We start from the raw sequence: 15,071 nt of genomic DNA, 5'->3' as shown, positions 1-15,071 counted from the left end.
ACGTCATGCTGCTCAAGAACCTGCGCCCAGCGAACGACTACGATCGCTTCGCCACCGAAACGCTCGAACCCTGGGACCTGCTGTTCATCAGTCGCATCCGCCAGCTGGCGCGCGGGATGACGCCCGGCACGATCGCCGACATCGGTACGGCCACCGGCGTCGTGCCGGTGCGGCTCGCGACCGATCCGGCGATGCGCGGCTGGCGTTACGTCGGCATCGACCTCGATCCGGCGATGCTCGACGAAGGCCGCCCGCGCATCCGCGAACTCGGGCTCGACGACACGATCGAGATGCGCGTCGGCGACGCGCTCGCGCTGCCGTTCGACGACGGCACGCTGACGATGGCGGTCGGCCGCGCGACGCTGCATCATCTGCCCGACAAGGCGCTCAGCCTGACCGAGATGTACCGCGTGCTGGAGCCGGGCGGCATCGCGCTCGTGCACGACATGCGCCGCGACGCGCCGCAGCACCTGCTCGACCGCTTCACCGAGATGCGCGCGGCCGCCGACTATCCGCCAACCCACGTCGAGGAAAAGATCACGCTCGACGAAGCGCATGCGCTCGTCGCCGCGGCCGGCCTCGCGGCGGTTGCATCGATCTACAGCCCGAGCGCGGGGCTCGGCGCGCTCGGCTTCGAAATCCTGCTGAAGAAACCGGCGCTGGCCTGAGCGATGACCGATCTCGCCTTCCTCGCCGCCCATGCCGCCGCGCGGCTCGGCGCCGACGACGTGCACTGCGCGGCGCTCGCGCCCGGCGCGACGCTGCCGCTGTGCGTAACGCCGCGCAGCGCCGAACTCGCGACGTCGCCGGAGATGTTCGTCGCGTGGTACCGCTCGCGGCTCGACACGATCGACACGCTGCTCGACGCATGCGGCGCGCTGCTGTGGCGCGGCTTCGCGGTGCCCGACACCGCCGCATTCGGCCAACTCGGCGCGCTGTATCCGGCGCACGCGAACGGCTATACGGCCGGCGCCGCCCCGCGCCGGCAGATCGACGGCCAGGTCTACGAGTCGACCCGCATGCCGCCGCCGTTCAGGATCGGGCTGCACCAGGAGATGGCCTACATGCCCACCTTTCCGCGCCTCGTCGCGTTCTACTGCCGGCAGCCGGCCGACGCGGGCGGCGAAACACCGATCTGCGACATGCGCCGCGTGACCGCGCGCGTGCCGGCCGCGCTGCGCGAGCGGTTCGCCGAACGCGGCGTGATGTACCTGCGCAATTTCGCGGCGCCCGGCGACCGCGCGGACGGCCTCGCCGCCAATCCGAACCTGCCGTTCGCCGCCTACCACCGCCCGTGGGACGACGCATTCGGCACGACGAAGCGCGACGAAGTCGAGCGGCTGTGTGCGGAACGCGGCGTCGGCTGCCGCTGGCTCGACGACGGCAGCGTGACCGTGTCGCACGTCGGCAGCGCGCTGCGCACGCATCCGCGCACCGGCGAGACGGTGTGGTTCAACCAGGCGAGCGCGCAGCACCCGAACCCGCGCTCGATGGGCGACCTCAGCTATCGCTACCTGCAGCGCATGTACGGCGCGCGCGCCGCATTCCCGTACGAGATCCGCTACGGCGACGGCGCGCCGATGCCGTTCGACGATCTGGTGGCGATCTACGACGCGCTCGACGACGAGGAGCGGGCGTTCCCGTGGCAGGCCGGCGACGTGCTCGTCGTCGACAACATGCTGGTCGCGCACGGCCGCAACCCGTACCGGGGCGCGCGCGACACGCAGGTCATGCTGTTCGACTGAGGATGCCGACGATGAGCGTTTCGTTTCTTGGGTCCGTGCGTGCGATGTTCGGCCCGCCCGCCGCGTTCGACCGGCCGCAACGCGCGGGCACGCCGCCGCTGCCCGACGCGCATGCGCCGGGCGCGGCGCTCGGGGCGCGCGCGATCGACGTCACGGCCGGCGATTTCCGCTTTTCCGCGCGCCACGTGCGGTTCCGGCTCGGCGCGATCACCGCGATCGTCGGGCCGAACGGCTCGGGCAAGACCACGCTGCTCGAAACGCTGCTCGGCTTCCGGCGCGGCGGCAGCGACGTGCGCGTGCTCGACGTGCCGGCCGAACGCTTCATGCGCGATTCGCGCTCGCTGCAGCGGATCGGCGCGCAATTGCAGAAGGTCGAGTATCCCGATCACCTGCGCGTCTCGGAAATCGTCGCGCTGCACCGCGCGATGTACGCGCACACCGATGCGGCGATCGCCGACGCGCTCGGCATTGCCGAACTGCTCGACAAGCCGTGCCGCGCGCTGTCGAAGGGGCAGCGCCAGCGCGTGGACCTCCACGTCGCGCTCGCGCACCGGCCCGAGCTGGCCGTGCTCGACGAACCGTTCACTGGCCTCGACCGCCGCTATGCGGGCGTCGTGATCGACCTGCTGCGCCACCGCGCGCGCGGCACGAGCGTCGCGATGATCTGCCATTCCGAGGAAGAACTGAGCGTGGTCGACGATCTCGTCTGGGTGCGCGACGGCGGCGTGCGCTACCAGGGCGAGCGGGACACGCTGCGCGCCGAGCTCGTCGGCGAGGCGCGCGCGGTCCTGCATTGCCGCGACGAAGCCGATGCGCGCGCGCTGCGCAAGCGGCTCGCGGCGCTGCCGGGCGTGACCGGCGTACGCGTGTCGGCCGCGCACGTGGTCGAGGCGTTCGGCGATGCGACGCTGCATCCGAACGTGCACCGGATCGTCGGCGAACGCGGCATCCAGCATCTCGCGCTCGCGCCGAGCACGCTGGGCGACCTGCTGCGCCTGTGCACCGAGGGCCCGACCCATGACTAAGGTGTTCCTGATCCTCGTGCGCAACGAGCTGCTCGGCTATCTGCGCAGCCGCTCGTCGCTGTTCTGGACGCTCGTGTTCCCGGTGTTCCTGCTGAGCGTGATGCTGTTCGCGTTCGGCGGATCGGGCTCGCTCGGCACGGCGGACATCGCGTTCGACGTGCCCGGCGGCACGACGCCGTACAGCCGCGCATGCGAAGCGCAGATCGTCGACAGCCTGTCGCACAGCGACACGGTGAAGGCGACGTTCGGCGGCCGTGGTGCGCCGGCCGATCACGTGACCGTCGTGCTCGGCGCGGACGAACGCACGCCGGCGACGATCCGCTACGACTTCAACGGCCCGCTCGCGGTCAAGGCCGCGTCGCGGGTCGTCGAGATCGCGCTCGCGCGCTGCGCAGCGCAGCGGCTCGGGCTGCCGGCCGCGCAGGCGCGCTTCGAGAATGCCGCGCCGACGCGCCGGCCGTTCGACTACGGCGCGTTCTTCGCGACGGGCATCCTGGTGATGGCGTTCATGGCGATCGGCCTGAACTCGACGACCACCGCGATCGCCGCGCTGCGCGAGCGCAATACGTTCAAGCTGTACGTGTGCTTCCCGGTCTCGCGCGGCGTGTTCCTCGCCGCGCTGATCGTCGCGCGGATGGCGATGATGGCGCTGTCGGCGCTCGTGCTGTTGATGGTCGCACGCGTCGCGTTCGGCATCGCGCTGCCGATTGCGACGCCGGACGGGCTGCGCGCGTTGCCGATCGTGCTGCTCGGCGCTGCGATGGTGCTGAGCATCGGCGTGCTGCTGGCCAGCCGCACGCGCTCGCTCGCGGCGGCCGAACTCGCGTGCAACGTCACCTACTACCCGCTGCTGTTCTTCAGCGACCTGACGATCCCGATGCACGACGCGCCGGCCTGGCTGAAGGCCGGGCTCGCGTTCCTGCCGACCAACCAGTTCGCCGTCGCGCTGCGCGGCGCGCTGGTCGACGGCGCGCCGTACGCGCAGCTCGCGCCGCAACTGCTCGGCATGACCGCGTGCACCGCGCTGTTCCTGTTCGCCGCCGCGCGGCTGTTCCGCTGGCACGACGCTTGACGCGTCGCCCCGCTGTTTCGACGAAGGAGAGACACCGATGAAATCGACCCATCCCATAACCGGCTACCTGCTGCACGCGAGCAACTTCCTGCCGGCGATCGTGTTCCTGTTCTACGGCCGGCTCGGCCCGGAGCAGCCGGACCTGCGCTGGACCCACGCGTTCCTGATCGGCGGCGTGCTCGCGCTCGTGCACGGCGCGTGGCTGATCCGCCGCGCGGAGCGCAACAGCATCGCGATCGGCGTCGACCTGTTCCTCGTGATCGGCGCGGTGCTCGCGCTCGTCTCGCCGACAGGTAGCCGTCTGTGGGGCGAGGAACTCGGGCCGGCCGCGATGCTCGTCTGCGTGCTGGTGGTCGGCATCGTGCATACCGCGTGGTCGGACGGCGGCTTCGTCGACGGCGCGTTGGTCGACCACGCGCGTGTGCGCTCGCTGTCGCTCGTGCTGCTCGCCGTCACCGTCGTCGCGCTCGCGGTGTCGATCGCGATGCGCCACAGCCCGCTGTGGGGCGGCGTCGTGCCGCTGATCGCGCTGGTCGTCGTGCGCGGCCGGCTGCGCAAGCAACTGGTGCGGGCGAACTGACGATGAGCGCGCTGCCCGAACGCGCCGCGCAGCGGCACGCGCTCGCCGCGGCACTCGGCGACGGCTGGCTCGACGGCGCGGCATGCGAGCCGTATGCGACCGACGTCGCGCGATACGGCGGCGTGCCGCTCGGCGTCGCGCGGCCGGCATCGACCGCCGACACGCGCGCGCTCGTTCGCATCGCCGCCGCGCACCGGATCGCGCTCGTCGCGCAGGGCGCGCGCACCGGGCTCGTCGGCGCCGCCGTGCCCGATCGCAGCGGCACGCAATGCGTGGTGTCGTTCGAGCGGATGCGCGCCGTTCGCGCGTTCGATCCGGCCAATCGCAGCATCACGGTCGAGGCCGGCGTGCGGCTGTCCGACCTCAATCGCGTGGCGGCCGAAGCCGGACTCTGCCTGCCGATCGACCTCGGCAGCGATCCGGCGGCCGGCGGCCTCGTCGGCGCCAACGCGGGCGGCAGCCGCCTGATCAAATACGGCGACGTGCGCCGCAACGTGCTCGGCGTCGAAGTCGTGCTGGCGGACGAAGCCGGCACCGTGATCGACGCGCTCGCACCGCTGCGCAAGCGCAACGCGGGCTTCGACGTCGCGCAGTGCTTCATCGGCGCGAACGGCGCGAACGGGCTCGTGACGGCCGTGTCGTTCGCGCTCGCGCCGCTCGAACGATCGTCGTGCGCGGCGTTCGTCGCGTTCGCGTCGTACGACGCGGCGCTCGCCGGCCTGCTCGCGTTCGAGCGCGCATTCGGCGAGATGCTGTCGGCGTTCGAGTTCATGTCGGCGGCGGCGGTCGGTTGCGTCGCCGCGGCGTTTCCGGCGTTGCGGGTGCCGTTCGACGCCAACGCCGCCGCGTGCCACGCGCTCGTCGAGATCGCGACCGGCATGCCCGGGCTCGATGCGCTGCTCGAGGAACGCGCCGTCGCGACGCTCGACGTGCTCGCGAACGAGCGTGTGGTGCTCGATGCTGCCTGTGCGCCGGCCGAACGGTTCTGGCGGATCCGCGACGCGCTGCCAGTCGCAGTCGCGCAAGAAGGCATGCCGCTGTCGTTCGACGTGTCGTTGCCGCGCGGTGCGCTGGCCGGATTCGTCGCCAATGCCGAGCAATGGCTCGCCGCCGCGCATCCGTCGCTGCGTTGTCATGCGTTCGGCCATTTCGGCGATGGCGGCTGCCATCTCGTCGTGTCGATCCCGCACGCCGATGCGCACCGCTACGGGCCGCTGCAGCAGGTGGCGCTGCGCGGCGCGCTGTACGACCGCGTCGTGCGCGCGGGCGGCTGCTTCAGCGCGGAGCACGGCGTCGGGCCGGTCAATATCGCGTACTACCGCAAGCACGTGCCGGCCGCGCAACGACAGGTCGCCGCCGCCATCCAGCACGCCGTCGACCCGCTGGGCCTGATCGGGCGGGTCCGCTACTGACGCGCCGATGCGCGGCGCCACGGAGATTTCGCATGATGTTTCGACACCCGCCCGGCCCGGACTCCATGGCCGAACCCGACACCGACGACCGTTCGTTCTCCGGCATCCCGGGCACGCTGCCCGACTCGGGTGTCGTGGTCAACGTGGGCGGCGTCGCTTATGTGATCGAGCTGCCGCCGCAGGATCACGCGCGCCCGGCGCTGTGGCGCGAGCTCGTGCATTGGCGCGACGATCGGTCGGCCGATGACGCATCGGGCGGCGGCATCGCGCCGGGCACGCGGCAGGATTGATCGTTTACCGTGCAGCCATGCTCGCGGGCCCGCCCGCGATACCGTTTTTGCTGTTCAGGCTTCGGCCTTGTCGCGGACGTTCCGGGCAATGCCGATTCGGCACCGGCTCAGCCCGCGTGCGCAATCCGAAAGACCGACATCGCGGCCTGCATCGCGCTGGCCTGATTCTCGAGCGCCGTCGCGGCAGCACTCGCCTGTTCGACGAGTGCCGCGTTCTGCTGCGTCATCTGATCCATCTGGCTGACCGCCTGGCCGACCTGGTCGATGCCGGCACTCTGTTCGACCGTCGCCGTCGTGATGTCGGTCATGATCGTCGCCACGCGTCGCACCGACGACACGATCTCGCCCATTGCATGGCCCGCCTGCGCGACGAGTTCGTTGCCGCTGCGGACGTCGTCGATCGACGTGCCGATCAGTTGCCCGATCTCCCGCGCGGCGCTCGCGCTGCGCTGCGCGAGCGTGCGCACCTCGCCCGCAACCACTGCAAAGCCGCGCCCGTGTTCGCCCGCGCGCGCCGATTCGACCGCCGCATTCAGCGCGAGGATATTGGTCTGGAATGCGATCCCGTCGATCATCCCGGTGATCTCCGCGATCTTCTTCGAGCTCGCATTGATCACGCCCATCATGTCGACCGCCCGGCCAACCAGTTCGCCGCCATGCTGCGCGAGGTCCGCCGCGCTCGCGGCAAGCGTACTCGCCTGCTGCGCATGGTCCGCGCTCTGGCGAACCGTCGACGTCAGTTGCTCCATGCTTGCGGCCGTTTCCTCGAGCGACGCGGACTGCTGCTCGGTGCGGCTCGACAAATCGAGGTTGCCCGCGGCGATCTCGCGTGCGGCCGTGTGGATCGCGTCGCTGCTGTCGCGCACGCCGGCGACGGTGGCGACGAGACCGCCCTGCATCCGCTTCATCGCCGCGAACAATTGGCCGATTTCATTGCGGCCCGCGTCCGGTACGGTCACGGTCAGGTCGTTCGATGCGATCCGGTCGAGCAGCGCGGCTGCGTTCGCGAGCGGCCGCGACACGATCCGGCGCAACGCGAAGTGCGTCGCGACGATCAGTGCGAGCGCAAGCGCCACGCCGATGCCGACCATCGCGATGATGCGCGTGTAGGCGGCGTTGCCGTCATCGATCGTTTGTTCCGACAGCCGGTTTGCGAGGCGCTGGAATTTCTCGACGTTCGCCGAGTAGACCTGGCCGGCCGTGGTGATCTCCTTGTCGTTGATCGTTGCGTACGCGGCGGTGTCGCCGTTGCGAAGCGCGTCGGTCGCGCGTGCGAGGACGGTCGCGAGATGCGTCGACGATTCGACAAGTGCCCGCTTCAGGTCGGTGTCGATGCCGGCGGCTGACGGGGCGCTCTGAAACGCCTGCGTTTCCTTCGCGGACAGATCGAACGTCCGCTGCGCGCTTTGCAGCGCCGCATCGCGCTGCGCCGGATCGTCGTGCTCCTTCAGCGCCGCGTAGGCACGCACGAGTGCCGAGCGGGTACGGGTGCTGTCCTTGTATGCGTCGTTGACGAGCAACGTCTGGGCGGCGATTTCATGCAGGCGCTTCGCGTTCGTGTTCGCGTTTCCGAGTGCGGCGATCCCGACGATGCCACCGACCACGATCATCGCGGCAAAAGCAGCCAGCACGGCGAGCAAACTGTTCTTTACCTTCAGGTCGCGCATGATGAACCGGTTCTTGAAGTTTTACTGTATGGGTTAACGGCCTGCGTCTCGCCGACTTGATTCGATTAAAGGCATTTCCGCGTGTGGTCCTGCTGGCGAGTGTCGGAAACGAGCGGCACGTGACGCATGCCGCCCGTTTCGGCCACTCAGTTCGTCCCGTCGTACGTGACGATCTCGACCCAGTTCGCGCCCTTGCCGACCGGATACTTGCCGATCGCGTCGAGGTGCCCGGTGCGGCCGTCGATCCGGTACACGGCCAGCGTCGGCGACAATTGCCCGGCCGCGAGCAGATACCTGCCCGACGGATCGATCGCAAAGCCGCGCGGCTGCTGCTCCGTCGCGAACGTGCCGATCCGCGCGAGCGTGCCCGACTTCGCGTCGACGCGATACGCGGCGAGCGTGCTCGACGTGCGCTCCGATGCGTACAGGAAGCGCCCGTCCGGCGTCAGATGCAGGTCGGCGCCCCACGGCTTGTCGCCGTGAAAATCGGACGGCAGGATCGATACGGTCTGGATCGGCCGCGCATCGGCGTCGCCGTGCGACAGCGCGATCACGTGCAGCTTGCCGTCGAGTTCATCGATCAGGTAGGCGAACCGCCCGTTCGACGAAAACACGAAATGGCGCGGACCCGACTTCTCCGGCAGCCGATACGCGGGCTCGCCCGTGTCGGTCAGCTTGCCGGTCGACGCATCGAACGGCAACCGCAGCCACGCATCGGCGCCGAGCACCGACGCGAACGCGTAGCGGCCGTCCGGCGACTGGCGGATCGCATGCGCCATCGGGCCGGTCTTCACCGTCTGCTGCACGTCGCCGGCCACGCCGTCCGCGCCGATCCGGTTCACCGCGAGCAGGTTGCCGCCGTACGACGCGGAGAACAGATAACGCCCCGACGCATCGGTCGACACGTACGCCATGCTGTCCGCGAGCGGCGCGCGGCCCAGCTCGATCAGCCGCCCGTCGAGCGGATTGATCGCGAAGCTGACGACGCGATACGGCGTCGAGCGCAATGCCGCGTAGAGGCGACGATGATCGGGCGACAGCGCCATCGGCATCACGGCGCCGCCGACCGGCACGGTTTCGATCGCGGTCAGCGCACCGTTTGACGGGTCGACGCCGAACACCGAGATGTCGCGGCTGTCGCTGTTCGACACGTACGCATACGTCGCCGCGTGCGCGAGCGAGGCCGCCATCGTCAACGCAGCCGCCGCAACGGCGCGCCGCAGGAGAGTCGTTTTCATGGGAGTGACGGGAAGTGGGGAAAGGGAACCGCGGATGCGAGCGCGGCGCCGGACAACCTCGGTCGTCCGGCGCCGCGACGGGCGAAGCGTGCGGTCAGAACACCGCGTGCCCGCTGATCAGGCTCGGCAGCCACGTCGAGAAGAACGGCAGGTACGTGACGATGTTGATCGCGCTGAAGATCGCCAGGTAGTACGGCCACGCCATCTTCGTCGTCTCGCCGATCGACACGTTGCCGATCGCGCAGCCGACGAACTGCACCGACCCGATCGGCGGGTGCACCAGGCCGAGCGAGCAATTCAGCAGCAGCATGATCCCGAACTGCACCGGCCCGACGCCGCACGCCATCGCGATCGGCAGAAACAGCGGCGTCGTGATCAGGATGTGCGCGGCCATGTCGACGAACGTACCGAGGAACACCTGGATGATGTTGATGTACAGCAGCATCAGCCAGGGCGCCGCGGTCGACTGCTTCAGCAGCCCTTCGATCGCATCCGGAATCTCCAGGTACGACATCTGGAAGCGCAGCATGTTGGACACCGCGATCAGCAGCAGCACGACGCCCGTCGTGCGCGCCGCATGCGACAGCGCGCGGCGCAGCTTCGCGGCCGTCAGCGTCCGGTAGACCACCGCGGTCAGCACGAGCGAGTAGACGACGGCGATCGCGGCCGCTTCGGTCGCGGTGGCAATGCCCTTCGCGACGCACACGAGGATGATCGCGATCACCATCAGCCCGGGCACCGCGCCGACGAAGCTGCGCAGCACCGCATACCAGCCGGGAAACCGCGGCAGCGCGGACGAGCCGTCCTCGCGGCGCGGATAACCGTGACGCACGGCCTGCCAGTACGCGGCGGCGAGCACGAAGCCCATCACCCACAACACCGGCAGGAGTCCCGAGAACAGCAGGTCGCCGATCGACACGCCGCTCACCGGCTGGCCGTGCAGCATCCCGGTGATGCCCTGCGCGGCGAACGCGTAGATGATCATGTTGGTCGACGTCGGCATCAGCGCGCCGGCGAGCGACGCATGCGTCGTCACGTTGACCGCGTACGCGGCGCTGTAGCCTTCGCGCTTCATCAGCGGAATCACCACGCCGCCCATCGCCGACGTATCGGCGGTCGGCGAGCCCGACACGCCGCCGAACAGCGTGCACGCGACGACGTTCGCCATCCCGAGGCCGCCTCGGAAGTGGCCGACGCTCGCCTGCGCGAAGCGCAGGATCCGGTCCGCGATGCCACCATGCAGCATCAGTTCGCCGGAGAAGATGAAGAACGGCACCGCGAGGAACGAGAACGCATTCATCCCCGAGATCATCGCCTGCATCGCGGTCGCGATCGGCAGGCCTTCGACCAGGTAGGTCAGCACGCACGAAATGCCGAGCGCGAACGAAACGGGCACGCCGAGGACGAGAAAGATCAGAAAACTGACGGACAGGATCGCGAGTTCCATGGCGTTATTGTCCCGACGAAGAACGACGAAGCGCGAGCAGGTGCTCGAGCGAGAAGAAGATGATCGCCACCGCCGCGGGCATCGTGATCAGGTAACGCACGCCTTCGGGCAGCCCGATGATCGGGATGCGGTCGCCCATCGTCTCGGCGGCCATGCTGCCGCAGCCGATCATGATCATGATCGCGAACGCGATCAGGCTCAGATGCTGGATCGCGATGACGACCGTGCGCGCCTTCGGCGACAGCCGGCGCACCAGCGAATCGAGGCCGATATGGCCGCCGTCGCGCACCTTCATCGCCGCGCCGAACATCGCGATCACGATCACGAGCAACAGCGCGATCGGCTCGACGAAATCCGGCGCGTTCTCGAACACGTAGCGCATCACGACCGCGTAGAACACCAGCACCGTGAGCACCGCGAGGCACGCCGACGCGATCACGGCCAGCACGCGGAACAGCACGTCGTTCACGCAGCGCAACAGCGGCGCGGCGTGCGGCCGCGCCGGCGCCGCGCCGTCCGGTGCGCCGGCCGGCGAGCCCGCGGCCGCCGCACCGTTCAGGGAAGTACGACGCGTCACTTGGTGGCCTCGATCTCGTCGACGATCTGCTTCATCTGCGGCGTCTTTTCATACTTGGTCCACAGCGGCTGCATCGCCTTCACGAACGCCGCGCGGTCGATCTGCGCGGCCGGCAGGATCTTCGCGCCGCCCTTCGTCACCATCTGCTGCGCGGACGCCTCGCGCGCGGTCCACAGCTTCTGGTAGTACGGCACCGAATCGGCCGCCGCCTTCCTGATCGCCGCCTGCTCCTGCGGCGACAGCGTGTCCCAGATCTTCTTCGAGAACACCAGCACTTCCGGCGTCATCGCGTGCTGCGTCTCCGAGTAATCGGGCGCGACTTCGTAATGCTTGGTTTCCTCGTACGACGGCAGGTTGTTTTCCGCCGCATCGACGAGGCCCGTCTTCAGGCCCGTATACACCTCGGCGAACGGCATCGGCGTCGGCGTGCCGCCCATCGCCCGGATCTCGTCGACCATCAGGTCGGACGGTTGCACGCGCACCTTCAGCCCCTTCATGTCCGCCGGCGAGCGCACCGGGCGCTTCGCGTAGATCGAACGCGCGCCGCTCTCGTAGAACGTCAGCGCGATCATCCCCTTCGCGGTGAACGCGTCGAGGATCTTCTGGCCGGCCGGGCCGTACATCGCCTTGCGGAAATGGTCGACGTCGCGGAACAGGAACGGGAACGACGGGATCAGCGATTCCGGCACGATCTCGTTGAACGACGCGCCGTTCACGCGCGCCATGTCGATCGCGCCGATCCGCACCTGATCGACCGTGTCCTTCTCGGAGCCGAGCGCGCTGTTGCCGAACACCTTGATCGAATCCTTGCCGCCCGTCTGCTTCGACAACTCGTCGCCCATGAACTTCACGGCCATGTTGGTCGGGAAGTTGTCGCCGTGCACGTCCGCCGAGCGGAACACGCGCGCCTGCGCGGACATCGCGAAGCCGGCCATCAGTGCGACGGCCAGGGCGGTACGGGAGCCGGTGAATCGGTGCTTCATGGTGAGTCTCCTTGATGGTCGATCGTTGTTGTGCGGCGATCCGTCGGCCCGCGCGTGCATCGCCGATGCGCTTCCTCGAATCGCAGAGTCATACGTCGTATGACGTGTTGGGCAAATGTACGTCGGTTAACCGTTTAACTCACTTGGTGCATACCCCTATAACTGCCGCCATCAGGGGCTTTTGGCGGGGAACGGGGAATCGCATTCTCTGTTTCCACGCTTTTTCGCGAAACGTTTTCCGGAAATGGGTCGCCCTGCGAATCGGACGCCGATGAGACGGTTTCCCGACATCCGACGGTCTTCTTTCGCTTCGTTTGCGGTCGTTGTAGGATGACTGATCACAATACCATCAGCCCGTCGCGATGCCACGAGCATGCGGCGGCCCGCATCCCGCGCGACGCGATTCGCGCCTGCAGCGCCCGGCCCGACGACCCGCGCCGACGGCCGCGGCCGCCCGTTTCAGCCTTGCCGGCAGTTCGTCCACCACCCGTCCGCTCGCGCCGGGGGACCCGCACCGCCGAACGACCCGATACCAACCCGACATCGCGCAGCCGATGCCTCTTCAGGAGATCTCCGTCATGACCATCCCCGTTTCCCGGCCGAACCGGCGCCCGCGCGCGCTCGGCCTGCTCGCCGCCTTGCTCGCCACCGCCGCGGCGCTCACCGCGTGCGGCGGCGACGATTCGAGCACCGGCGGCGGCGTGGCGTCCACCGCGCCGCCCGCCCCCGCCGTGTTCCAGGTCGGCACGACGACCGTCGACCCGAACCTGCCGGCCGAACCGGCGCTGCCCGCCGATACGCAGGTATGCAGCACGCTCGAAGCCGCCAATACGCTCGTGAGCCGCCCCGACGGCTCGCTGCCGCCGGAGGCCGACCCGTCGACGGCCGGCGTCGGCAAGGCCGTGTCGGCCGCGACGGCCAACCCCGACCAGGCGCGCATCCAGGCCACGCTCGACGCGTGCGGCGCGGCGGTCGACGCCGAAGTCGGCGCGACGATCGCGGCGGCGGACGCCGCGGCCACCGCCGCGCAGAAGACGGCTGCCGTGCCGAACGTGAACATCGCCGGCGCGTCCGGCGAGGAGCTCGCGAAGCCGAAATACCGCGCGAGCAAGTTCGCCGTGCGGCTCGTCGTCAATCACGCGGGGCCCGGCAACGGCTTCATCAGCGGGCCGCTGACGCTGCCGTCCGGCGTCACGCTGTGGATCGACAAGGGCGTCACACTGTATGCGTCGCGCGACGTGAAGGCGTATTCGCCGAACGCCGCCGGCCCGTACTGCGGCAATACGGCCGTCAGTGCGACGAAAGCCGGCAGCTCGTCGAACTGCGCCGCGCTGATCGCCGGCGCCAACCTCGTCAACGCCGCGGTGGTCGGCGACGGCCGGATCGACGGGCGCGGCTACGCGGAGCTCGTCACGTCCGATGCGAAATACCCGCTGATGAAGGTCGACCTGACCTGCTCGAACACCTACGCGGCCTACAAGAGCGGCACCGTGGCGCCCGACGGCACCGCGTGCGACGACGGCGGCACCGTCGTCGATTCGAAATCGACGGTGCGCAACATGACGTGGTGGGATCTCGCGTATCTCGGCAACATGGTGCAGAACGGCACGACCGGCTTCGGCTCGCAGTCGAATTTCCGGCTGATGGTGTTCAACTACGCGAAGAACCTCACGCTGTATCGCATCACGCTGAACAACAGCCCGAATTTCCACGTGGTGCCGAGTGGCGTCGACGGGCTGACGATCTGGAACGTGAAGGTGCAGACGCCGACGCTCGCCGCATTCGCGAACCCGGCCGGCAACGGCAACCCGCTGTACAACGGCCAGACGTTCAACGCGGACAACGTGAAGAACACCGACGCGTTCGACCCGGGCTCCGCGGCGAAGCCGACGTCGGTGGCGCTGTCGACCGGCAGCACGACGACGTCCGCCGCCGCGATCTCGTTCGACGGCTACCTGAAGAACTTCGTGTTCGCCTACAACTACGTGAGCACCGGCGACGACGACATCGCACTCAAGGGCAGCAACAACCCGGCGCCCGCCGGCTCGGGGCTGTTCGGCATCGACGGCAATCGCGACGTGCGCGCCGACCGCAAATGGGGCGTCGCGATCGCGCACAACCACATCTACTGGGGGCACGGCATCTCGATCGGCAGCGAGACCAACGGCGGCGTGACCAACGTTCAGGTGTACGACAATTCGTTTCGCGATTCGGAGGAAGGGCTGCGCATCAAGTCCGACTATGCGCGCGGCGGCGAAGTGAGCAACATCCGCTACGCGAACATCTGCATCCGCGATGCGAAGAACGCGCTGCTGTTCACGCCGTACTACAGCACGAAGGCCGTACCCGCGAGCGGCCCGCTGTACCCGAACTTCCACGACATCTCGCTTGCGAACGTGGTGATCGAGGGCGCGGCCGGCGTGAAGCTGCAGGGGTTCGAGGCGAACACCGGCGGTTACGGCGAGCCGGCGTTCCCGCTCGCGATGTCGCTGACCAACGTGGTGGCCGACACGCCCGACGGCATCGCGACGATCGCATCCGACGCGAACCTCACGCTGCGCAACGTGAACCTGCCGGTGTTCCCGTCGACCGCGAACCGGGTGGTCGTCGACGGCGCCGCGGTCCATGCGATCGATCCGGCCAGCGTGCTCGACTGCAGCAAGGCGTTCGTCGACTTCCCGGGCATCGACCAGTCGAACCCGTTCGGGTCGACGTGGGCGCCGGCGCTGTAACGCGCGGGAAACCCGTCGTCGTCGCGCGTGCCGCCCGCCAGGCACGCGCGATGCTCACCACGACGACGTGCAACGCGAAAGGAGCCCGTGATGTCGACCACGAAGCCATCGGCGACCCCCGACCCCGCTACCCCGGCGAATGACGGCGACGAAGGCCCGGCAAATGCGCCGGGCATCGGCGAGGACACGTGCCGCGTCTGCCGCGGCACCGGCAGGGTGGAAGGCCAGCCCTGCACCGTCTGCGGCGGGACCGGCCGGATACTGCAGGGAATCGGCGGCGGATAGTAAAAACGCCGCCGCACC

General features: G+C 69.0%; 14 protein-coding genes. 9 read left to right on the top strand and 5 right to left on the bottom strand.

All coding sequences use genetic code 11. The features are described from left to right. Positions 1 to 5 precede the first annotated feature (5 nt). From CFB46_RS33085 to CFB46_RS33055, 7 genes are read left to right on the top strand one after another with little or no spacing between them, the layout of a single operon-like run. Positions 6 to 668, top strand: coding sequence for a class I SAM-dependent methyltransferase (locus tag CFB46_RS33085; protein WP_027786439.1), 663 nt, complete (start codon positions 6 to 8; stop codon positions 666 to 668). A 3-nt stretch (positions 669 to 671) separates the two neighbouring features. Beyond that, complete coding sequence (locus CFB46_RS33080) at positions 672 to 1,745, top strand: TauD/TfdA family dioxygenase (RefSeq protein WP_089502462.1); 1,074 nt, start codon at positions 672 to 674, stop codon at positions 1,743 to 1,745. A gap of 11 nt (positions 1,746 to 1,756) precedes the next feature. After that, positions 1,757 to 2,770: an ATP-binding cassette domain-containing protein gene (locus CFB46_RS33075; protein ID WP_027786437.1), complete on the top strand. Its 1,014-nt coding sequence runs from the start codon at positions 1,757 to 1,759 to the stop codon at positions 2,768 to 2,770. Next, positions 2,763 to 3,842, top strand: a complete 1,080-nt coding sequence (locus CFB46_RS33070) for an ABC transporter permease (protein WP_027786436.1) — start codon at positions 2,763 to 2,765, stop codon at positions 3,840 to 3,842. The genes CFB46_RS33075 and CFB46_RS33070 overlap by 8 nt, the downstream gene beginning before the upstream one ends. Before the next feature lie 37 nt (positions 3,843 to 3,879). Further along, the gene (locus CFB46_RS33065; RefSeq protein ID WP_027786435.1) at positions 3,880 to 4,422 is read left to right on the top strand and encodes a hypothetical protein; all 543 of its coding nucleotides are present in this window, start codon (positions 3,880 to 3,882) and stop codon (positions 4,420 to 4,422) included. A gap of 2 nt (positions 4,423 to 4,424) precedes the next feature. Then, positions 4,425 to 5,834 (top strand): FAD-binding oxidoreductase, encoded by a 1,410-nt coding sequence (locus CFB46_RS33060; protein ID WP_027786434.1) that lies wholly within the window; start codon positions 4,425 to 4,427, stop codon positions 5,832 to 5,834. A 32-nt stretch (positions 5,835 to 5,866) separates the two neighbouring features. Further along, a complete protein-coding gene (locus tag CFB46_RS33055; RefSeq protein WP_027786433.1) occupies positions 5,867 to 6,124 on the top strand; it encodes a hypothetical protein in 258 nt (85 codons plus the stop codon). Positions 6,125 to 6,231: 107 nt separating this feature from the next. Here the strand turns inward: CFB46_RS33055 and CFB46_RS33050 are convergent, their stop codons facing one another. The 5 genes from CFB46_RS33050 to CFB46_RS33030 form a co-directional block, all read right to left on the bottom strand. Then, positions 6,232 to 7,791 carry a methyl-accepting chemotaxis protein gene (locus CFB46_RS33050; RefSeq protein WP_027786432.1) on the bottom strand — a complete coding sequence of 520 codons (1,560 nt, stop codon included), beginning with the start codon at positions 7,789 to 7,791 and terminating at the stop codon, positions 6,232 to 6,234. 146 nt (positions 7,792 to 7,937) lie between these two features. Next, entirely contained in the window at positions 7,938 to 9,029 is a 1,092-nt protein-coding gene (locus CFB46_RS33045; RefSeq protein ID WP_027786431.1) for a lactonase family protein, read from the bottom strand. Positions 9,030 to 9,123: 94 nt separating this feature from the next. Then, positions 9,124 to 10,476 (bottom strand): TRAP transporter large permease, encoded by a 1,353-nt coding sequence (locus CFB46_RS33040; RefSeq protein ID WP_027786430.1) that lies wholly within the window; start codon positions 10,474 to 10,476, stop codon positions 9,124 to 9,126. 4 nt (positions 10,477 to 10,480) lie between these two features. After that, entirely contained in the window at positions 10,481 to 11,053 is a 573-nt protein-coding gene (locus tag CFB46_RS33035) for a TRAP transporter small permease (protein ID WP_027786429.1), read from the bottom strand. Then, positions 11,050 to 12,036, bottom strand: coding sequence for a TRAP transporter substrate-binding protein (locus tag CFB46_RS33030; protein ID WP_027786428.1), 987 nt, complete (start codon positions 12,034 to 12,036; stop codon positions 11,050 to 11,052). The genes CFB46_RS33035 and CFB46_RS33030 overlap by 4 nt, the downstream gene beginning before the upstream one ends. Before the next feature lie 578 nt (positions 12,037 to 12,614). Here CFB46_RS33030 and CFB46_RS33025 point away from each other — a divergent pair. Further along, a complete protein-coding gene (locus CFB46_RS33025) occupies positions 12,615 to 14,768 on the top strand; it encodes a glycoside hydrolase family 28 protein (RefSeq protein WP_027786427.1) in 2,154 nt (717 codons plus the stop codon). A 90-nt stretch (positions 14,769 to 14,858) separates the two neighbouring features. Continuing rightward, a complete protein-coding gene (locus tag CFB46_RS36730; protein WP_080681422.1) occupies positions 14,859 to 15,053 on the top strand; it encodes a hypothetical protein in 195 nt (64 codons plus the stop codon). The last annotated feature ends 18 nt before the right edge of the window (positions 15,054 to 15,071 follow it).

This window comes from Burkholderia sp. HI2761 (assembly GCF_002223355.1).
Taxonomy (GTDB): Bacteria; Pseudomonadota; Gammaproteobacteria; order Burkholderiales; family Burkholderiaceae; genus Burkholderia.
Note: the sequence above shows the minus strand (reverse complement) of the source record. Positions and strands in the feature narration are given on the sequence as shown.